The following is a 19,820-nucleotide window of genomic DNA, read 5'->3' on the forward strand; positions in this document are numbered from 1 at the left end:
ATATAGTAGATATTCTGTTTGTATTGTACCATACACCGCACAAACAGCCAAATTATTATAGCACGTCTGTATTTTTATTGCACCTGTACATTGAGAATTTGATAGCGGCTGCCGGCATCGTAGTCAAAATGCCACCATTCCATATCGCTGCCGGTAAAGCCGGCCAGGGTCATCTGCTGCCGCAAAAGATCCCGGAGCCAGCGCTGCTTTTGGGTGCCGCCGGGGAACTGGGCGTATTGGGCCGGGGAGAGCTCGTCAAAGTCGGAAATCATCGGTACTTCCGCGCCAGAGCTCAGGTCGTACAGGCTCACGTCCACCGAACGGCCGGAATTGTGGGAATAGCCTTCTTCGGCCTTGGGCAGCATGGCGGCATTTTTGGTGCCAAGAGCAAGGGTGGCGGTCTTAAAGTCGCTCCAGGAGCGGTAGGCTTCCCAGATAACCAAGCCATAGCCGTAGGGTTTCAGGGCCGTCTGCACCCGTCCCAGGGCCTGGGCTGCATTCCGGTCCAAATAGGCATGGGTGCTGGTGACCAGCGGCGTACCAAACAGGTTGTTGTCCGTGGTATAGCGCAGGTCGTACTGCAGACCGGGAACTACGGAGCTCAGCTCCACCAGGTCAGCGGTCTTGTCGTAGGGCAGGTTGGGCGGCGCAGCCTTTTGGGCTTCCTGCCGCAGCTGGTCCATAGGGGCCGCTGGGGTAATCCGGATGGGCTTGCCGTTTTCACCGCCGGCAAAGTACCGGGTGTAGCTTCTTTGGCCAATGACCAGGCTGATGCCCTGCCCCCGGGAGTCCCGGTCAAAGCGTATGTCGTTTTCCGCATCGGTATTGGGCCCCACTTCCCGCAGGGCATAGGAATCGTAATGGTTCTTGGTCAGGGCAAATTCGTTGCTTTGGGTGAAGTCCTTATCTCCCTGCTGGAACCGATACAGGATTTCCAGGTGGCCGTCCCGCTCCCGTACCGCCAGAGATTCCCCGCCTGAACGGTAGAAGCCAATCAGGGCGGCTTCATCCTGGGGCAGTTCTTCCGGCTGCCAGACGGCAGCCAGGGCGGTGCAGGAAAGGCTCAGGCTAAGGCACAGGGCCCCAGCCAGGGCAGTGAGTTTCGTATGCTTCATGGAGATTCCTCCTTTACTTCTCGATGGTATCGTCGTCCGGCAGAGGGTGAACATTTTCCACCACTTCTGCCTCCCGGGTGGTGCCGGGCTGGGGCGCATGCTGGTCACAGGGCGGGAAAGTAATGACAAAGCTGGTTCCCTTCCCCACCTGGCTTTGGACTTGGACCTTGGCCTTGTGGATCCGGATGATTTCCCGGCCGATGGCAAGGCCCAGGCCGGTACCCGAAATATGCCGGGAATGGGATTTGTCCGCCTTGTAGAACCGTTCCCAAATGTAGGGAATGTCCTCCTCGGGGATGCCATAGCCCTGATCGCTGACAGTGAGCTCGGTGCTTTGGTCCGGATTTTGGGTGACCTTGAAGGTAATCACCGAGCTGTCCGGAGAGTACTTCATGGCGTTGTCCCCCAGGATCATCACCAGCTGGTACAGCCGGTCTCCGTTGCCATAGACGTACAGGCTGTCGTCCAGGTACCGGTCCAGGCGGATGTCCCGCTGATGGGCTCGGCCTTCCAGCATATTTACCACGGCTTCCACTACCTGGGCCAAGGGAATGGGTTCCATTTCTTCCCCTTCTCCCTTCTGCAGCCGGCTGATATCCAGCAGTTCGTTAATCAGCCGCTCCAGGCGCAGGGTTTCATCGTTGATCAGCTTGCGGTATTTTTTGATGTCTTCGGGATCCGTAATGGTTCCGTCAGAAATGGCTTCATTATAGCCTTGGATAATGGTAATGGGAGTCCGAAGCTCGTGGGATACGTTAGCCACAAAGTCCCGGCGCATCTTTTCCATTTTTTTCGTTTTCAGTACGAACTGTTCCAGGTCCCGGCTCAGAGAGTTCAGGGAGCGGCCCAGGTCAGCAATTTCGTCGTCCCCGTCTACAATGACCTTCAGGGAATAATCCCCAGAAGCTATGGCCTTGGCGCTGTTTTTCATGGAAATCAGGGGCTGGACCATGCGTTTGGTCAGGCTGCGGACGATAACCATGCTGATAATCAGGGCGATAATCCCCACGCCAATGGTGTACAGGTAAATATCCTTTAGAACCTTATTCAGGCCCCCAATGGGAGAGGCCAAGAGAATGGCGCCGGTCTGAAGGCCGTGGGAATCGGTAAGGGGCAAACCCACCATCAGCACCTGTTCCTTATAATAGGGGTGGAAAATCCGGGCGTTCACCCGGTCACCATGGTATACCTGGGTGATGATGTCCTTCACCTGGTCGCTTAGGGGCCCGCCGTCCCGGAGCTGCTGGTCGATGGCGGTAATGGACTTCTGCCATTTTTCCCGGCGCTTGGCTTCCCGCTCCAGGTTGGAGGGAGAGGCTGCTTCGCCATCTTCGGACGAAGATTCGGAGGCACCAATGAGCTCGTACTGGGTATTGAACAACCAGATCCGGGCACCAATCAGCTGGTCCATAGAGGTCAGGTACTGGCGCAGGTTGGTCTTGTCCATGTCCATGGCATTGAAATACCGGACCATCATGGCCACCTGGCTGCCCTTGTCGTTCAGTTCGGCTTCCTTGGCCCTGAAGAAATAGTCGGTAATCAGATAAGACAGGCCAATGGAAATGCCCACGATAATAACCACAATAAGGCCCATGTAACTGTACATGAGCCTGGTTGATAATGACTTTTTCACTTTTTGACCTCGAACTTGTAGCCAACGCCCCAAACGGTCATGATATCCCAGCTAGAATCCGAAGGAATATCCAGTTTGTGACGCACCCGTTTGATATGGGTGTCTACGGTACGGGTATCGCCATAGTAGGTGTAGCCCCAAATCTTTTCCAGGAGCTGGTTCCGGGAGAACACGATGCCGGGGTTGGAGGCCAGGCACCACAGCAGTTCCATTTCCTTGGCGGTGAAGGTAATTTCCCGACCGAAAGCAACGACTCTGTATTCACTCAAGTTGATCATCAGGTTGGGATACTCCAGGACCTGCTTGTTGGAGCTGGAGATGGACTGGCTGGTACGCCGCAGCACAGCCTTGACCCGAGCCACCACCTCACGGGTATTGAAGGGTTTGGAGATGTAATCGTCCGCACCAATTTCCAGACCCAGGATGCGGTCATCGTCGGAATCTTTGGCGGTGAGCATGATAATAGGCACATCAGAAATCTTCCGGACCTGTTTGCATACTTCCAGGCCGTCCAGCACGGGCATCATAATATCCAGCAGGATAATGTCGGGTTTACCGGCCTGTATTTGCACCAGAGCTTCTGCTCCATCTGCTGCTTCAATGACTTTAAAGCCTTCTTTTTTGAAATACAGGCTCAAAATCTCACGAATCTGAGCCTCATCATCGGCAATCAATACGGTTTGTTGTCTTTCCATAGTTAATACCCCTCTGTTCTGGCAGAAAACTGCCGGATTGATGGGCCGCCTTTTACGGCTGTCCAAGGGCCCTAAAGGAAAACCTCAGGGCGGAACATTCCCCTTATTATACCTGTTTTTAGCAAAAAGGGACGTGTTTTTTAGAAAAATACTTTAGATTTTTTTGCGCATCCACTGATGAGGTACGCCTTCCTCGTCTTCAACGGGCCCGTACTCCTGGTAACCCAGGGTATGGTAAAAATGCTGGGCCCGGCATTGGGCGTGGAGAATCACGGACTGACCGCCCAGGGCAGCAACGGCCTTTTCGCTTTCTTCCACTACGACAGAGCCTAATCCGGTTCCCCGGCGGCTTTTGTCCACACAGATGCGGCCCAGAATATACTTCTGAGGTGCGTCTCCAGGAAAGAAGCGGCTGCAGGCCACAGGCTGGTCTCCGTCAAAAAGCACTCCATGGGTGCAGGTCTTGTCTACATCATCGAATTCCACCTGAAAGCCCTGTTCTTTGACGAAAACGGCTTCCCGCAGGGCCTTGGCCTCTGGAGGAAGGAAAGCATAGGTTTTAAATTCCATATGGGTAAGTCTCTCCTTTGCGAATGGGCAGCGTGCTAAACAGCACTCCCGTAGTAATTATTCGAGCTAATAGATGGGATTCCTTTTCCTGCTGGAGCAAAATTTTTTATACAAAATACATTTTGCATAGGATACTGCAAAAAGATGAAAATTGTGTGAAGATATGGGAAAAAGTTTTCAGCTTTGGAAACTGCTTGTGAAACTCCGTCAGTCAACAGCTGGAAAAAAGTTGGTTGAACCTCCTCAGTCAGCCCCGCAACGCTTTGCGGTCGCATCCAAATATCCTTACAAGTTGACCAGGGATATTTGGAACATGCGACCCATGTGATAGCAGCCCAAGAAGCAAGCCCGTAGGGCGCAGCTGATTGGAGAGCGGCGAACCACTAAGGAGACCAATAAGCAAAAAGTAAAAAGGCATCAGATCAGCAGAGCTGCTTTACCTCTGCCAATCTGATGCCCGCATTCCTTGTGCCTATTTTTTCTGCCTCAGCCGTAAATATTCCTTCTTCAGGGCTGCAAAGGTTTCATCGCTGATATCATGTTCGATTTTACAGGCATCTTCTTCTGCGTGGTCCTGGGATACCCCCAGGGACACCAGAATGTGGGTCAGGACCTGATGCCTTTCGTAAATTCTCTCGGCAATATCACGTCCAGCTTCCGTCAAATTGATAAAGCCGGATTCATCCACCGTAACCAGACCTTCTTGACGAAATTTTTTCATAGCAATGCTGATGGTAGGTTTGGAATAGCCCATTTCGTTGGCCACGTCAATGGAGCGCACCAATCCCAGGCGATTCTTCAGTACAAGGATGGTTTCCAGATACATTTCTGCTGCTTCATGTACTTCCATGGTTTCACCTAATTTCTTGTCAAGAATTGCACATAGATAATCTTCTATGCATTACCAATATTATAGCCTATTTATCCACGGGACGCAAACCTGCGTTCATAAACATTCTATAAACAATGGAAAATAAAGGAAAAAGCAGTGTTTGTTCAGGGATTTATGATCAATCTCATGAATAAACACTGCTTTGTGTTCTTTTAGAGGACTCGGCAGGCTCCGATATAGCGGGCACCGAAATACCCGGAAAATACATTGGACACTGTCACGCCCGTACTGCTTCCGGCTTGGAGCATTTGTCCGTTGCCAATATAAATGCCGCAGTGGGAAGGCCCCGGTTCGTAGGTCTCAAAGAAGACCAGGTCGCCCGGCTGCAGGTTGCTGGCAGAAACTTTCGGATAGCTGTAGTACTGTGCATCAGCCGTTCTGGGGATATCCACCCCGATTTGGCGGAACACGTACTGGGTGTACCCGGAGCAGTCAAACCCCCAAGGGGTCGTACCACCGAATACATAGGGTACGCCAACGTAATCATAGGCGGTGGAAATCAAAGACCGCACCATGCCCGTATTGGCACCATACCCATAACCATAGCCCCGGCTGACACCGTAGTCAGACCGTCTGGAGGGCATCCGTTTTCCCATCAGCTTGGAGTAGGTGTAATCGCCTACCACCCCGTCAGCTTCCAAACCCATGCTGGCCTGGTATTTTTTAACGGCGGCTGCCGTATCGGCCCCATACACCCCGTCGGGAATACCATTATAATAGCCCAGGTCGGAAAGCTCGTTCTGAATCTCGGCTACATCAGGTCCTGATGTACCCACATTGTAACTGGCAAAAACGCTTTGCGCCGGTAATGCCACGGCCATTGTTGTGGCTGCGAGCATCACTCCCAGCATCATCCTCCTAAAAATGATAAACACATCCTCTCGATTCGCCTACGAGGTTAGCTGCCGGGTGCGGGTCGAGATACCCTATTCCGAAGAAATTAACCCCACTTTGGTTCCCCCGCTCGTATCACTACGATTCGGCGTTTTGTATATTCTGTTGTTTTCACCGAACTCCATTATAGCAATTCTGCCGTGGACTGTCTATTCTTTGTCCTTATTTTTCACTAGATGTTCACGAACTATATATAGAGGTCTTTGTTTAACTTCATCAAAAATGCGTCCCACGTATTCCCCTACAATGCCGATGCCCAGGAGCTCTGTACCACCTAAAAAGAACTCTGCAGCGGCCAGTGTGGTCCATCCAGGGACAGCGTCTTGAATAATGTATTTTACGTACAATACGTGTAACAAAAGTAACAGCGAACCCAGGCCAAAAATCAATCCCGCATATAGTGCCCACCGTAGAGGGACACGGGAGAAACCAGTGATACCATCTAGGGCAAAGCGGAGCATTTTTCGCAGATTAAATTTGGAATGTCCTGCAAACCGGGGCGGTGCCACAAAATCAATGGTGGTGACCTTAAAGCCCAGGTTATTGACCATGCCCCGAATAAAACGGGCCCTCTCCCGGTAGAGCCGGAAGGCCTGTACGGCCTTTTTGTCCATCAGGCGGAAGTCGGAGCCGCCGGGGGTAATACGGACTTCGGACATGGTATTGATGAGTTTGTAGTACATCTTAGAGGTAAACCGCTTAAAAAAGCTGGCGTCTTCGGTGGTGAGGCGTACGGTCTGGACAATTTCCCAGCCTTCTTCCCATAGCTTCAGAAGCTGGGGAATCATTTCCGGCGGGTGCTGCAGATCTCCGTCCATAGAAATCACCGCATCTCCGGAGGCATGGTCCAGGCCGCAGGTAAGAGCCAGCTGGTGGCCAAAGTTCCGGGCAAACAGGTAGGCTTGGACATGGGAGTCCTTGTCCACCAGTTCCTGGAGCAAAATGGGGCTCCGGTCTGAGGAACCATCGTCAATGAACAAAAGCTCGTAGTCATAAGGAAAAGGCGCCATTACTTTCGTAATGCGCCTGTAGAATTCCCCGATATTCTCTTGTTCGTTAAAGACCGGAACTACAAAGGAAACCTTCTTCATTCTTGTCTTTCTCCTTTAGAATACCTTGTGCAGCTGCCGTTGGCAGCCGCGTTATTGCAAATTATAAAGTTCTCAGGGTCTGTTCAAAGACTTCCTTGGGCTGTACGCCAACAAAGCGCTGCACCGTTTGGCCGCCTTTAAAGACGATGACGGTAGGAATGGCGGAAACGCCAAATTCCTGGGCCACTTCCGGCACCTGATCCACGTCCAGTTTGGCAACCTGGACCTCAGGATAGTCGTTGGCCAATTCTTCGATTACAGGAGCCAGCATCCGGCAAGGACCGCACCAGGTAGCCCAAAAGTCCACCATCACGGGTTTCTCGCTTTTTTGGATCAGCACATCAAAACCAGCTTTATCACCAATATGCAGTAATTCCATGGTTATAACCTCCTTAAAATAGGATGTGAGTGCTCACTAAGCCGAGTTCTGTATGTGATAATCATTTATCTAGTCCTGCAGTTGCCTGCAGGCTCAAGCGACACACCCGGAAGGATCAGCGGGCCGCTTCATCCCTTCCCTATTTGGTCTTGCTCCGAATGGGGTTTACCAAGCCAGCCAATCACTTGACTGCTGGTGCGCTCTTACCGCACCGTTTCATCCTTACCGGCAAGCCGGCGGTTTGTTTTCTGTGGCACTTTCCTTAGGGTCGCCCCCACTGGACGTTATCCAGCATTCTGCCCTGCGGAGCTCGGACTTTCCTCATCAGCTGTTACGCTGCCGCGATTATCTTTCACACTCACATTAGAACACTGTACCATAGGTACCGATTTCCGTCAAGCTTTGTACAGATACCGCTGTAACATTTTGTCGAACTCCCAGCTGTCCGGGCGTTCTTTTTGGTGAAATTGATTCATTACAGAATCCACTTCGTCTGCGTAGTGAACAATGAAGGCTTCCTTGGTGGCGCAGGGCACCGGGGAACCTTTTTCCTGATCTCCATGGTGGGAAAGCAGAATGTGGAGCAGCTTCTGGCGCAGCTCCGGGCTGATTTCCGGAATCTTCCGGGCGGCCCGGTCCACGGCCATGGCGCCAATGGAGATGTGCCCCATCAGGCGGCCTTCGGTGGTGTACGGGAAGCCAATTTCCCCAGAGATTTCCCGGATTTTGCCCACGTCGTGGAGCAGGGCTCCGGCAATAATCAGGTCCATATCCACGTCCCCAATGGTGCTGCCCATGGCGGCAGCCAGTTTGGTCATGGAAACCGTGTGGTGCAGCAGACCGCCCACATAGGCGTGGTGCAGCCGGGTACCGGCTGGGTTGCGCAGGAAACGGGTCAGGGTATCCCCGGAAAGAATGGTGTGCACCAGTTTTTCCAGGCCCGGGTGCTGAATCCGTCGCATCCAGGTCTTTAGCTCCAGGGTGAGCTGGTCCAGGTCGATATTCCCGCTGGGCAGCAGCACGGACAGGTCCATATCGGGGCTCACGGAGGCTACCTCGTGGACGATGACCTGAAGACCCATCTGGTTGGAATATTTGTTGATATCCACCTTCCCTGAGATTTGGCAGGGGGACGGAGCGGTCAGACTCCGCAGCCGGCTGATGGGACCGGCTTCAAAACAGATAAAGGGAACAGAGCCGCTGTTGTCTTCCAGCACGCCCTTGGCATAGGCCTTGCCATTGGAGGAAGTGCCAATCTTTTGCAGGCGGACCAGACAAGGCTGTTCCATGGCATTTCCCAATTGCAGATCCTTAATCATGGGCGCACCCCTTACACGTTCTGAAGCAGCCGGTCTTCGTGAGCCCGGATGACTTCAAAATGGCGGTCGTTTTCAGCGCCCCAGGCTTTCAGCCGTTCTTCCAGGGCATCGATTACGGGCATTTCCGTCAGCTGGTGGGTGCCGTCGACAATGTTCAGGCCCAGGTTTACAGCCTTTTGGGCCACGTGGTACTTCACATCGCCGGTAACCAGGGTATCAGCGCCGGCTGCCAGGGCATCTTCCATGAAGTCACTGCCGCTGCCGCCTACTACGGCTACCTTGAAGACGGGTTCGTCCCCACCGGCAAAGGTCAGGTGCTCGGCACCCAGGTTGTCCCGCACCAGGGCGACAAAGTCAGCCAGTTCCATAGGCTGGGGCAGCACGCCGATCCGGGCCAGGCCCTGTTCGGGGCAGTCCTTGCGGGGAATTTCCTGGACATCTTCCAGGCCCAGCTTGGCAGCCAGCACGTCGTTAACCCCGCCTTTGGCTGCATCCAGGTTGGTATGGGCAGCGTATACAGCGATATCGTGTTTAATCAGTTCGTACAGTACTTCCATTTTGGTGTCCGTAACCGCCAAGGTTTTGGGCAGATGGAAGTAGAAGGGATGGTGGGTGATAATCAGGTCCACTTCTTCTTCAATGGCTTGTTCGGCCACTTCGGGCATCAGGTCCAGGGCAACCAGAATCTTGTGCACAGGGGCAGGCAGGTGACCCAAGAGCAGGCCAGGGTTATCCCAGCTTTCGGCATAATGGACCGGTGCCAATTCGTTCATGAGAATACAAATGTCAGTTACCGTTGTTTCCACGTAAAATCTCCTCCAATTGTTTTGCTGTTTCTTGATATTCCCGGTATTGGGGCGTATGGATGGCCCGAGGGCTTTTTTCCATGCTGGCAAGCAGCTTGAGATACTTGTCCTGCAGCTGGGTCACAAAGGGCTCCAGCAGGGGATGGTGCTGGTCAACCAGGTCCTGACCCACCAGATAGCAGGTGCCGGGATACTTCCAGCCGGGCTGGGGTTTCAGTACCAGAATCTCGTACAGACGCTCCCCTTCCTGGGCCAGGTCTTCGTGCGCTATGGCCCAGCCATGCTGCTCGCACCAGTGCCGCAAAAGGGCGCTGTCGCTCATGGGCTGGAGTACCAGAGCCTGGCAGCTGGGATGCTGCCACACCTGGGGGGACTCGTCCAAAATCTGGACCATGGTCCCCGCCCCCATGCCGCAGATGGCAAACACCTGGCACTCCCCAGGCTGCACCACAGTGAGGCCGGAGCCCAGGCGAACGTCAAGCTTGCCAGTGAAGCCAAAGCTATGGACGGTTTTCCGGGCAGCCTCGCAGGGCCCGGGCACCACGTCCCCGGCCACGGCTTTTTCAATTTTGCACTGCTGGAGCAGAAGCACCGGCAGGTAGGCATGATCCGTACCAATGTCGGCAAAGCTGCTGCAGGGCGGGATATTGCGGGCGACTGTTTCCAGCCGTGCACCAAAATGCATAGGGTTCTCCTTTTCCTGGCTAGGCCAGGGGTATCTCTTCCAGGTATTTCCGGGTATCGTCCAGGCTGGTTACGTCCCGCCAGCCAAAGACCCGGAGTTTCTTGCACAGGGAAAAAGCTTTGGGGTGGCTTTTAATCAGGGCTTTGGCACCCCGCACCATTTCCCGGCCGGTAAAACTGACCGTATAGCCCTTGAGGGCTTCATCTAGCAAATGGTTGTCCGGCCAATGTTCTCTCAGGCAGCTGTGGACGAACAGAATCAGGTCCAGCACCCGGGGGTCTGCTTCGATGAAGCGCTTTTCATTTTCCCAATCCAGAAAGGTAATGGTATCCGTTTCTTTATTGTAGGCAATGTCCCGGAGTGCCGGCCGGCCGTGGTGCAGCCCCACTTCGTGGAGTTTTGCCAGGGAAATGCCGGCCAGTTTGTAGGCCCGGTCCCGGCAGTCCTGCCAGGGGGCTTCCTTGGCCACGCCCTGCATGGTCTTGCCCACTGCCTTCATGACGAAATAGTCGTCCTGCAGCAGGGCAATTTCCGGTGCCAGGGGAAAATACTGGTTCACCGTCATAATTTTATAAACCTCGCACCAGAAGGCGCCTTCCACACTTTGTTTGGCAAAGGCATTCCGGTGGTTGGAAATTTTTCGTTTGATAAAGTAGTCCTGTCCTTCATAAGAAAAGGACAGCACCCGTTTATCCTTGTGGGCGGCAATGGCCTGGTCCACGGCTTTCTTGAAATCCAGATTGATCATGCCGCGCCTCACTACTCAACGGTCAGGGAGCAGATCAGTTTCCGGGCAGGAAGAATCCGGCCAGGAGCCATGCTCAGCTCGTCCACACCCATGGTGATAAACAGCGGAATCAGGTCGGGGTTGGCTGCGGCTTCCCCGCAGATGCCCACCCAGATGCCGGCTTTGTGACCGTTGTAGATGGTGGCCTGGATCAGCTTTAAAACGGCTTTATGGGCCGGATTGGCCAAGTCTTCCAGGGCCGCGTTCTGCCGGTCCACCGCCAGGGTGTACTGCACCAGGTCGTTGGTGCCAATGCTGAAGAAATCCACCAGGGGCGCCAGGTCTTCACTGATCAGGGCTGCAGCAGGGGTCTCAATCATGACGCCCACTTCCAGGTCAGGGTTAAAAGGAATCCCTTCCTGGGCCAGTTTGATTTTCGTTGCTTCCAGCAGTTCCTTAGAGGCCTGGACTTCGTCCACGGAGGTAATCATGGGGAACATGACAGCTACCTGGCCGTAGGCAGACGCCCGGAGAATGGCCCGCAGCTGGGTGTAGAAAATATCCGGCCGTTTCAGGCAAATCCGGATGGCCCGGAAGCCCAGGGCAGGGTTGGCTTCTTCCGGCAGGTCAAAATAGCCCGCCTTCTTGTCAGCGCCGATATCCAGGGTACGGATAATCAGCCGGCGGCCTTCCATGGCCACCGCCGCATCCCGGTAGGCAGTGAACAGTTCTTCCTCCGTGGGGAAGGTATCCCGGCCCAGGTACAGGAATTCGCTGCGGAACAGGCCAACGCCTTCGGCATCGTTTTCCCGGACCAGGGGCATATCTTCCGGTCCCCCTACGTTGGCGTACAGGGCGATGCCCTTGCCGCTGGCGGTCATGGTGGGCCGGCCCCGGAACTGATCCAGCTCGTGGGCCTTGCCGGAAAGGATTTCCGCCTTTTCCTTAAAGGTTTTCAGAATGCCTTCGTCAGGCTCCAGGAACAGGGCGCCACTGCCCCCGTCCATGGCGGCCAAAATTCCATTCTGCTCCTCCGTCAGGTTCTGCCCGGTGTGGGCAATGGCCGGAATCTTCATAGTCCGAGCCAAAATGGAGGTATGGGAATTGCTGCTGCCTTCGCTGGGGGTCAGGTCATCGGCGTAGATGATGGACGGCCGGGTCAGCAGGCTGGTCCAATCCTTGCCACTGGTCAGCAGTTCGTCCAGTTGGCCGCCGATATCCCGCACGTCCGCAGCCCGTCCCTGCATATATTCGTCGTCCATGGATTCCAGCATGGCCGCAAATTGGGCCGTGGCTTCCCGGGCGGCTGCTTCGGCAGTCAGATGGTCCTGGACCATCAGGGCTTCGCAGGCATCGTTCAGGTCCGGATCCTGGAGCATCAGTTGGTGCACTTCAAAAATGGCGGCTTCTTCTTCCCCGGCTTCCGCCTGGGCTTTCACCCGCAGCTTTTCCAGATTGGTCAGAACCTGCTGCCGGGCGGCCTGAAACCGGGCCACTTCCTGCTCCGGCGCCAGGGTGCTGATAGGAGAAGCGGAGCTTTGGGCCTTGGCGGGTTTTACCAGCAGAGGACCTACGGCAATACCTTCCGAAGCGCCTTTTCCCTCGATTAAGAACATGGGCTGCACCCCCTTAGAGATTGGCACGAATGCAGGTTTCCAGTGCGTGGGCGGCTTCCTTTTCGTCCGGACCTTCCACAGCGATGGTCACTTCCATGCCGGCTTTGATGCCAAGGCCCATAACGGCGAAAATCCGTTTCAGGTCACCGGTTTTGCCGTTGCCGGTCATGGTGCTCTTAGACTGGAATTTAGCAGCTTCCTTCACAAGAAGACCTGCCGGTCTTGCATGAATCCCCTGAGGATCTTGAATCGTATACGTAAATTGAACCATAATCTCCACTCCTTGCTCCGGCTGGGCCGGAAATAATTATTAGCTTTTGCGTTCTCTGTTATTGCTATTATACCATTACTAGACGTTTTTCTTCAGGAAACCTAACAGAACGGCGCCCGCTGCCGTACCAGCAGCCAGGGAAACCAGGTACATGGGCCAGTTCTGTACAACCCCCAGAACGAAAATGCCGCCGTGGGGTGCAGGCAGGGTGCAGCCAAAGAACATGGACAGGGCACCTGCCAGGGCTGCTCCGATGGCGCAGGCAGGAATTACCCGCACCGGGTCTTCGGCAGCAAAGGGAATGGCCCCTTCGGTAATGAAGGAAAGTCCCATGATAAAGTTCGACACAGCACCGCTCCGTTCCTTCTCTGTAAATTTCTTAGGGAACAGCAGGCAGGCCACGGCAATGGCCAAAGGAGGCACCATGCCCCCTACCATGACGGAAGCCATAAAGGGAGAAGACACAGCCGCGCCGTTGGCACCCGCCAGGGAAGCCGTACCAAAAACGTAGGCCGCCTTGTTCAGGGGACCGCCAAAGTCGATGGACATCATGCCGCCCAGAATCAGCCCCATAAGAATCTTGCTGGAGCCGCTCATGGCGCTTAGGGTACCGTTGACCCAGGTGTTTACCAGACCCATGACAGGATTGATGGCCAGCACCATAAGACCGCCCATGATAATCAGGCCCAGCACCGGGTACAGCAGAATGGGTTTGATATTTTCCAGGGATTCCGGCAGGAAACCCAGGCATTTTTTCAGGGCCAGAATCAGATAGCCGGCCACGAAACCGCCAGCCAGGGCGCCAAAGAAGCCGCTGCCCCCGGTAGAAGCCATGGCGCCAGCCACAAAGCCTACCAAAAGGCCGGGACGGTCAGCAATACTGGCGGCAATGAAACCGGCCAGCATGGGCATCATAAAGCTGAAGGCCAGGCCGCCCACTTGCTTGAAGAAGGCTGCCAGGGGCGTGCTGCTGCCGAATTGGGCCGTACCTGCGGCGCCCATATCAAACAAGAAAGCCAGGGCAATCAAGATGCCGCCGCCAATGACGAAGGGCAGCATATGGGAAACACCGTTCATCAGGTGCTTGTACACCCGTCTGGCGCCGCTTTCTTCCTGGGTGCCTTCGGCCTCGGGACCGCCGGTCTCCCCTTCAAAAACAGGGGCAGTGCCGGACAGGGCCCGGTCCAACAGCTCGTCAGCCTTGTTGATGCCGTCGGCTACTTTCACGATGACCACCCGTTTGCCCTTGAAGCGGTTCATGGGCACGTATTTGTCCGCTGCTACGATGATGCCCTGGGCAGCGGCAATTTCCTCGGCGGTCAGGGCGTGCTTGACGCCGCTTTGGCCGTTGGTTTCTACTTTAATGGAAATGCCCCGTTTTTTGGCGTGCTGTTCCAGGCTTTCGGCAGCCATGTAGGTATGGGCAATGCCGGTGGGACAGGCAGTCACTGCCAGAATCTGGAGTGCCGGGGTTTCTGGGGCTGGGCTTTCGTCTGGAGCAGCTTCAGGACTGGCAGCAGGGGCTTCCGGCTCTGCCTTTTCTTCCGGGAATTTCTCAGCTTCTGCCTTGGCAATCAGGGCGTAGAGCGCGTCCACATCCTGCACTGCCAGCAGGGCGTCAATAAAATCCGGGTCCATTAAAAGGGTGGACAGCCGGCTCAGCACTTCCAGATGCACATTGTCTTCGGTATCCGGAGCAGCAATCAGGAAAAACAGTTTGGCCGGCTGGCCGTCCAGAGAGTCAAATTCCACTCCGTCCAGACAGCGCAGGAAGGCCAGGCCGGGCCGGGTCACTGCCGGGGTCTTGGCATGGGGAATGGCTACCCCTTCCCCTACGCCGGTGCTTCCTTCTTCTTCCCGGGCGAACACCTTGCGGGTGTATTCGGCAGGGTCGGCAATATTTCCCTGTTTCACCATCAGGGCGATCACTTGTTCCAATACGTCTTTTTTGGAAGCGGCGCTTCCGTTTAATTCTACACTTTCCCGTTTCAGTAAATCAGTAATTTGCATGCTGGTTTCCTTTCGTTACTGCAATTCCTGCATCAGTTGTTCAATGGCGTCGCCTGTGGCAAGGCCCATGGCAAAAGCCGTAGCCGAGCCTGCACAAATCCCCAGGCGCAGGGCATATGTGTAATCTTGGGTCTTCTGGTAGCCAGCCAAAAAACCAGCTACCATGCTGTCCCCGGCCCCCACGGTGTTTACGGGAGTGCCGGCGGGAGCGGCGCTGGTATGCACCACGCCCTGTGCATCCACCAGGAGGGCACCGCCAGCTCCCAGGGAAATCAAAACGTTTCTGGCTCCCAGCCGCTGGAGTTCCAGGGCCGCGTCAACCAAGTCCTGCCGGGTTGGCAGGGGCCGCTGGAGCAGTTCTTCCAGTTCTTCCCGGTTGGGCTTAATCAGGAAGGGACCGGCGGGCAGGGCTGCTTTCAGCAGCTCACCTGTGGCGTCCACTACGCAGGGGACCTGCTTTGCCGCCATTTTGGCAGTCAGGTCCCAGTACAGGGTATCGGCCCCGCCGCTGGGCTTGGCCCCGGAAAGCACCAGCATATCCTCTGGGGTCAGTTGGTCCAGCTGGGCTTCCAACCGGGACAGATCCTCTGGGGACACCTGGGGCCCCTGGCCGTTGATGGCCGTTTCCTTGCTGCCCCGCACCTTGACGTTTATCCGGGAAAAGCCGCTGCTTACCGGCAGCAGCTCTGCGGGAATGCCGTACTGTGCCAAAAGGCGTTCAATCTCGTCCCCGGTAAAGCCGGCCTTAAAGCCCAGGGCTTTGGTAGAAACTCCCAGGTGGGTAAGAATAATGGACACGTTGATGCCCTTGCCCCCGGGGAAAATTTCCTCGGCCTGGGTCCGGTTGATGTTCCCCACCTGAAACTGGGGCACGGTCACCACATAATCCAGGCTGGGATTAAAGGTTACGGTATAAATCATAAAAGTTCCTCGCGTTCTTATAAATCGGTGAAATTAATTACGGAAATCCCCTGGCTTTTCACCAGGTCCAGGTTTTGGGGCGCTGTTACTGCGGTCAGTTCGGCTTCAAAATCGTGGTCCCACTGGATAGCTGGCTGGAGCACTGCGTTGTCCGTGCCCGGGTGCAGCATCACTTCCGTGGTGCCTTCCTGAAGCTGCAGCAGAATGGTCCGGAAATTGCTCAGGTCCACCGCCTCCCCGGCCACAATGCCGCCAAAGTAATCGGGGGTAAGAAAGCCCCTGGCCTTGGCCTTGGACTGGGCCCGCTCTGCCAGCAGATGAAGGCCCATACGGCCCACCTGCTCACCCAGGTTGCTTTTCCGGGTGGCCAGCAGGGACACAGGAATGGCGGGAATCCGCACCCGTTTTACCCCGCAGCCTTCGCAGAGGCTCAGGATAATGTCGATGATTCCCGGCAGCACGTGCATATGCTGGTGGCTGTCAGCGTGGGTGGGACGCAGGCCGGTGGCCAAAAAAGCTTCCAGCTGGGCCTTGCATTCTTTTTTCACGTCACTTCTGCGGACCTTGCCGCTGAGATACTGCTTCACAAACTCCTTGTGGCTGGGGAAGAATTCACCGGTCTTGGGGTCAATCAGGGACGGAATCTCCCTAATTGGCAGCACCGGTTTGCCGTTTACCAGGGTGAAATGGATGCCCAGTCCCAGTTCCGGGTGGGTTTTGGCAATATCCACCGCTTCCTGGAAGGCTTCCCCGGTAACCATTACCGTGGCAGAACGGATAAGCCCCTGCTCCACCCCTTGGCGCACCGCCGCATTAATATAGGAATGCCGGCCAAAATCGTCGGCATTAACAATCAACTTTTTGGTCATAATCTAAGCCTGCCCTTATTTGAATACTTGATATTCTATTGTATCGTAAAATGAGGAGCTTGTCACTTATGAAACGAAAAGCCGATGCAGGCTTTCCAGCAAATTGGTCAATTTTGTTAGTAGCTTGACAGGAACGTGCTTGTTTTGTAATATTTCTATTAATAGAAGAAGACTGGACCCTGATGAGGACCTGTTGACCAGCAGCTTGTTGGGGAGTACTCTCTTCTTCATGGCCAGAAGGGCGCAGGGCTTGCTGCGTTCTTTTTTTGTGGGAAAATAGGCACCTGGCTGGGACAGTACCGAAAGGCTGGTCAGGCAAAAGTGTTGCAGCTGGCCATTCGTTTCTTAGTAAAAGCTCCCCTAACAGCAGTTTTTCTCCGTTGTTCCTGGTTTCCCTACAACCGCAGCCAATTTAGCAGAAATCTGTGCTATAATGATTCCATATCAGTACTCTGGGATAGGAGCACTGAGAAAACGCACCAAGGAGCGCTACGCATGATCAACGAATACAAAACCCGTTCCCGGGTCTTTATAGGGGTGCTGGGGGCTTTGTCCTCCCTGCTTATGGCTTTCGAGTTTCCGCTGCCCTTTGCCCCGGCGTATATGAAATTTGAGATTTCCGATGTGGCGGCGATTATGGCGGTCTTTTTTCTGCGGCCCGGTGCAGCTGCTCTGACAGCCCTGATCAAGATTCTCATCAAGGTGTTTCTCACCGGCAGCAGTACGGCTTTTGTGGGAGAATGGATGGCCCTGTTCTGCAGCCTGGCCTATGTGCTGCCGGCGTCCTATTTCTACCACCAGTTCCGCACCACCCAAAGTGCCATTCCTGCGCTGCTGTTGGGTACGGGCTTTGCCAGCTTGTTTGCGGTGCTGGCCAACCGGTACGTGGCCCTGCCCCTGTACGTCAAGATGTTTGGGATTTCCCTAGATACCATTGTGAAAATGGGCTCCGCCACCAACCCTTTCGTGCACTCTCTCAATGGGTTTCTGCTGCTGACGGTATTTCCCTTTAACCTGATTAAATACGGAATTGTATCCCTGGTGAGCTTCCTGCTGTTCAAAAAATCCAGCAAAGCCCTGGCGGACCTGATCAACAAAAATCGCTAACGATAAACCTGAATGAAGAAAGGATGCTGAGTATGACTGTGGCTTTGGAACTAAAACCCCTGCCCTACGACCTGACGGTCTGCAAGGTGGCTTCTCCCAAGGAGCTGCCTTTGTCCAGTGATTTTTATTTTGTGGGGAAAACGGACGAGGAACTGTCCCTGGTCTGTCTGACTAAAGATGTACCGGCAGCAGCGGAACCCCGGGATGATGGCTGGAAGGCTTTCCGCATCCAGGGAGTCCTGGATTTTTCCCTGATGGGCATTTTATCCAAACTGTCCGGAATTCTGGCCGAAAATCACATTGGCATTTTCGCCGTATCCACCTACAATACGGATTATATCCTGGTTAAGAAGGAAAACTTTACGAAGGCCCTGGACGTTTTGGCGGGGGCAGGCTACCTGATTCTGTAGCCAGCCGCCTATGGTCAACAAAAAAGGAAGAACAGCTTGAGGAGTACCTGAAGCCGTTCTTCCTTTTTATTTTTTCAAGGCCAATTCTTAGCCTTTATATTTCCCGCCAAAAACGGGGAATTTGCCGGCAGCGCCGTAATCGTCATAATGGACGTTTTTCAAGGTTTCCATATCGGCGTCACTGATGGTAAAGTCCACCGCGGCATTGCTCTTCATATGGTCGGGGTTTGCCGTCTTGGGCAACACCACCGTACCCAGCTGCAGGTCATAGCGCAGGCAGAGCTGGGGCACGGTTACGTTGTACTTGTGGGAAATTTCCTGCACGGCGCCAATGTTCATGGCTGCTCCGTGGGCAATGGGGGCGTAGGCTTCCACCTGGATGCCCTGGGTCTTGCAGTAGTCCAGGAGGGCTGCCGGGGTATGGCCCACATGGCACAGGACCTGGTCCACCATAGGTTTGGTGCCGCAATGCTTGATAATATTGTCCAGGTCTTCCTGAAGGAAGTTGGACACGCCAATGGCCCGGAGTTTCCCTGCCAGATAAGCATCTTCCAGGGCTTTCCAGACTTCTACGTTTTCTGCAAAATAACGGTTTTCCGACTGGTTTACCACTTTCCAGGGCTGGGGGCTGTGGATAATCATCAAATCCAGGTAGTCCAGACCCATTTTTTCCAGGGTGGCGTCAATGGACGCTTTGGCGCTTTGGTAATCCTTGTGTTCTGCGGCCACCTTGCTGGTCACAAACAGCTTATCCCGGCTAATGCCGCAGGTGCGGATGCCTTCCCCTACCCCGGCTTCATTGCCGTAGGCCTGGGCCGTATCAAACAGGCGGTAGCCGATTTGCGCAGCGGCCCGGACGGCGTCTGCTGCGTCTTTGTCTTCAATAAACCAGGTACCCAAACCAAATACGGGAATGTGTACCCCATTGGCTAGCTGTAAGGTTTCGTCAAAAATCATCGTAATTCCTTCTTTCTATAAGTTCCGGCCGAAGTCATACAGCTTCTGCCGCATTTTCTCAGTTTTGTTCTGGCTGCCGGCGGCGGTAAAAATGCCCCGGTTCCGACACCCCAGATAGTCGATAAATACGTTTTTGTACCAGGTTTCTACCGCAGCGTACACCCCGGGAGAACCGGAGCTAAGAAGCAGTGCGCTGTCCCGGATGGTACGGGGCATACCGGTGGCGTGCATCCGCTGGATGGCTGCCAGCAGCTGGGCCGAAGCCTCAAAAAAATAGATGGGACTGGCCAGCACCAGCAGCTCCGCCTGCCCTAGGGCTGCGATAACCTGGGGGTGGTCGTCCTTTTGGATGCACTTGCCCTGGCCCCTGCCGTGGCAGTACTCACAGCCCAAGCACCCGGCAATTTTCATAGAGGCCACCGGCAGCACGGTCACGGTATGACCGGCTTCTTGGGCTCCTTCTCTAAAGGCGTCCACCAGGAAGGCGGTATTGCCGTGGGGCCGGGGACTGCCGTTAAGCACCACAATATTCACTTGGCATAGACCTCCTTGGCATAGCGGAAGGCGGCCCAGGCTTTGGGCCACCCAGCGTAGAAAGCAGCCTGGGTGAGGATTTCCGCCATTTCTTCTTTGGTTACGCCGTTTTCCCTGGCTTTGGCAATATGGAATTTCAGGGAGCTGTCCAGCACACCGCTGGCCATAAGCGCCGTTACCGTAACAATGCTCCGGGTCTTCAGGGGCAGTTCTTTTTCCCGGGCCCAAACTTCCCCAAACAGAACGTCATCATTCAAATGGGCGAACTCCGGTGCAAAGTCTCCCAATTGATCTTTGCCTGCAGTGACTTTTGCCATGA

At 54.7% G+C, this 19,820-nt stretch carries 22 protein-coding genes, 1 other RNA gene and 1 riboswitch; of the genes, 2 read left to right on the plus strand and 21 right to left on the minus strand.

Going from position 1 to position 19,820, the window contains the following annotated elements; genetic code table 11:
- Nucleotides 1-74 precede the first annotated feature (74 nt).
- From DW089_RS01345 to DW089_RS01430, 18 genes are all read right to left on the minus strand, one after another.
- On the minus strand, nt 75-1,115 hold the full coding sequence (locus DW089_RS01345) for a M15 family metallopeptidase (RefSeq protein WP_158572297.1): 1,041 nt from the start codon (nt 1,113-1,115) through the stop codon (nt 75-77).
- 13 nt (nt 1,116-1,128) lie between these two features.
- A complete protein-coding gene (locus DW089_RS01350) occupies nt 1,129-2,721 on the minus strand; it encodes an ATP-binding protein (RefSeq protein ID WP_233547524.1) in 1,593 nt (530 codons plus the stop codon).
- A 23-nt stretch (nt 2,722-2,744) separates the two neighbouring features.
- Nucleotides 2,745-3,443, minus strand: a complete 699-nt coding sequence (locus tag DW089_RS01355) for a response regulator transcription factor (protein ID WP_118286666.1) — start codon at nt 3,441-3,443, stop codon at nt 2,745-2,747.
- Nucleotides 3,444-3,596: 153 nt separating this feature from the next.
- A complete protein-coding gene (locus DW089_RS01360; protein WP_105325578.1) occupies nt 3,597-4,013 on the minus strand; it encodes a GNAT family N-acetyltransferase in 417 nt (138 codons plus the stop codon).
- 472 nt (nt 4,014-4,485) lie between these two features.
- Nucleotides 4,486-4,863, minus strand: a complete 378-nt coding sequence (locus DW089_RS01365; RefSeq protein ID WP_105325579.1) for a metal-dependent transcriptional regulator — start codon at nt 4,861-4,863, stop codon at nt 4,486-4,488.
- Nucleotides 4,864-5,057: 194 nt separating this feature from the next.
- Nucleotides 5,058-5,726, minus strand: coding sequence for a C40 family peptidase (locus DW089_RS11760; RefSeq protein WP_304485928.1), 669 nt, complete (start codon nt 5,724-5,726; stop codon nt 5,058-5,060).
- A gap of 52 nt (nt 5,727-5,778) precedes the next feature.
- A riboswitch (cyclic di-AMP (ydaO/yuaA leader) is annotated at nt 5,779-5,900 on the minus strand.
- 48 nt (nt 5,901-5,948) lie between these two features.
- Nucleotides 5,949-6,890 (minus strand): glycosyltransferase family 2 protein, encoded by a 942-nt coding sequence (locus DW089_RS01375; RefSeq protein ID WP_105325581.1) that lies wholly within the window; start codon nt 6,888-6,890, stop codon nt 5,949-5,951.
- Between the two features lie 61 nt (nt 6,891-6,951).
- Nucleotides 6,952-7,269 carry a thioredoxin gene (gene trxA, locus DW089_RS01380; RefSeq protein WP_118286667.1) on the minus strand — a complete coding sequence of 106 codons (318 nt, stop codon included), beginning with the start codon at nt 7,267-7,269 and terminating at the stop codon, nt 6,952-6,954.
- 22 nt (nt 7,270-7,291) lie between these two features.
- An RNA gene (rnpB, locus tag DW089_RS01385) (RNase P RNA component class A) lies at nt 7,292-7,630 on the minus strand.
- A 34-nt stretch (nt 7,631-7,664) separates the two neighbouring features.
- Complete coding sequence (locus tag DW089_RS01390; protein ID WP_118286668.1) at nt 7,665-8,588, minus strand: 3'-5' exoribonuclease YhaM family protein; 924 nt, start codon at nt 8,586-8,588, stop codon at nt 7,665-7,667.
- A gap of 11 nt (nt 8,589-8,599) precedes the next feature.
- Nucleotides 8,600-9,394: a Nif3-like dinuclear metal center hexameric protein gene (locus DW089_RS01395; protein ID WP_105325584.1), complete on the minus strand. Its 795-nt coding sequence runs from the start codon at nt 9,392-9,394 to the stop codon at nt 8,600-8,602.
- Nucleotides 9,375-10,079: a class I SAM-dependent methyltransferase gene (locus DW089_RS01400; RefSeq protein ID WP_105325585.1), complete on the minus strand. Its 705-nt coding sequence runs from the start codon at nt 10,077-10,079 to the stop codon at nt 9,375-9,377. Before DW089_RS01400 ends, DW089_RS01395 begins: the two co-directional genes overlap by 20 nt.
- A gap of 19 nt (nt 10,080-10,098) precedes the next feature.
- A complete protein-coding gene (locus tag DW089_RS01405; protein ID WP_199614431.1) occupies nt 10,099-10,827 on the minus strand; it encodes a hypothetical protein in 729 nt (242 codons plus the stop codon).
- A gap of 11 nt (nt 10,828-10,838) precedes the next feature.
- On the minus strand, nt 10,839-12,422 hold the full coding sequence (gene ptsP, locus DW089_RS01410; RefSeq protein ID WP_118286669.1) for a phosphoenolpyruvate--protein phosphotransferase: 1,584 nt from the start codon (nt 12,420-12,422) through the stop codon (nt 10,839-10,841).
- 13 nt (nt 12,423-12,435) lie between these two features.
- The gene (locus tag DW089_RS01415; RefSeq protein WP_105325587.1) at nt 12,436-12,693 is read right to left on the minus strand and encodes an HPr family phosphocarrier protein; all 258 of its coding nucleotides are present in this window, start codon (nt 12,691-12,693) and stop codon (nt 12,436-12,438) included.
- A 78-nt stretch (nt 12,694-12,771) separates the two neighbouring features.
- Nucleotides 12,772-14,703 (minus strand): PTS fructose transporter subunit IIABC, encoded by a 1,932-nt coding sequence (locus DW089_RS01420; protein WP_118286670.1) that lies wholly within the window; start codon nt 14,701-14,703, stop codon nt 12,772-12,774.
- A gap of 15 nt (nt 14,704-14,718) precedes the next feature.
- Nucleotides 14,719-15,624, minus strand: a complete 906-nt coding sequence (gene pfkB, locus DW089_RS01425; RefSeq protein ID WP_105325589.1) for a 1-phosphofructokinase — start codon at nt 15,622-15,624, stop codon at nt 14,719-14,721.
- A 17-nt stretch (nt 15,625-15,641) separates the two neighbouring features.
- Nucleotides 15,642-16,493 carry a ChbG/HpnK family deacetylase gene (locus DW089_RS01430; RefSeq protein WP_118286671.1) on the minus strand — a complete coding sequence of 284 codons (852 nt, stop codon included), beginning with the start codon at nt 16,491-16,493 and terminating at the stop codon, nt 15,642-15,644.
- A 495-nt stretch (nt 16,494-16,988) separates the two neighbouring features.
- Here DW089_RS01430 and DW089_RS01435 point away from each other — a divergent pair, with 495 nt between their 5' ends.
- Nucleotides 16,989-17,600: an ECF transporter S component gene (locus tag DW089_RS01435; protein WP_118286672.1), complete on the plus strand. Its 612-nt coding sequence runs from the start codon at nt 16,989-16,991 to the stop codon at nt 17,598-17,600.
- Between the two features lie 44 nt (nt 17,601-17,644).
- A complete protein-coding gene (locus DW089_RS01440) occupies nt 17,645-18,010 on the plus strand; it encodes an ACT domain-containing protein (RefSeq protein ID WP_105325752.1) in 366 nt (121 codons plus the stop codon).
- 87 nt (nt 18,011-18,097) lie between these two features.
- Here the strand turns inward: DW089_RS01440 and DW089_RS01445 are convergent, their stop codons facing one another.
- From DW089_RS01445 to DW089_RS01455, 3 genes are read right to left on the minus strand one after another with little or no spacing between them, the layout of a single operon-like run.
- Nucleotides 18,098-18,967 carry an aldo/keto reductase gene (locus DW089_RS01445; protein ID WP_118286673.1) on the minus strand — a complete coding sequence of 290 codons (870 nt, stop codon included), beginning with the start codon at nt 18,965-18,967 and terminating at the stop codon, nt 18,098-18,100.
- A gap of 15 nt (nt 18,968-18,982) precedes the next feature.
- Nucleotides 18,983-19,501, minus strand: a complete 519-nt coding sequence (locus DW089_RS01450; protein WP_105325593.1) for a flavodoxin family protein — start codon at nt 19,499-19,501, stop codon at nt 18,983-18,985.
- A complete protein-coding gene (locus tag DW089_RS01455) occupies nt 19,498-19,818 on the minus strand; it encodes a carboxymuconolactone decarboxylase family protein (RefSeq protein WP_105325594.1) in 321 nt (106 codons plus the stop codon). The genes DW089_RS01450 and DW089_RS01455 overlap by 4 nt, the downstream gene beginning before the upstream one ends.
- Nucleotides 19,819-19,820 lie beyond the last annotated feature (2 nt).

Source organism: Acidaminococcus sp. AM05-11 (assembly GCF_003472805.1).
GTDB lineage: Bacteria > Bacillota > Negativicutes > Acidaminococcales > Acidaminococcaceae > Acidaminococcus > Acidaminococcus hominis.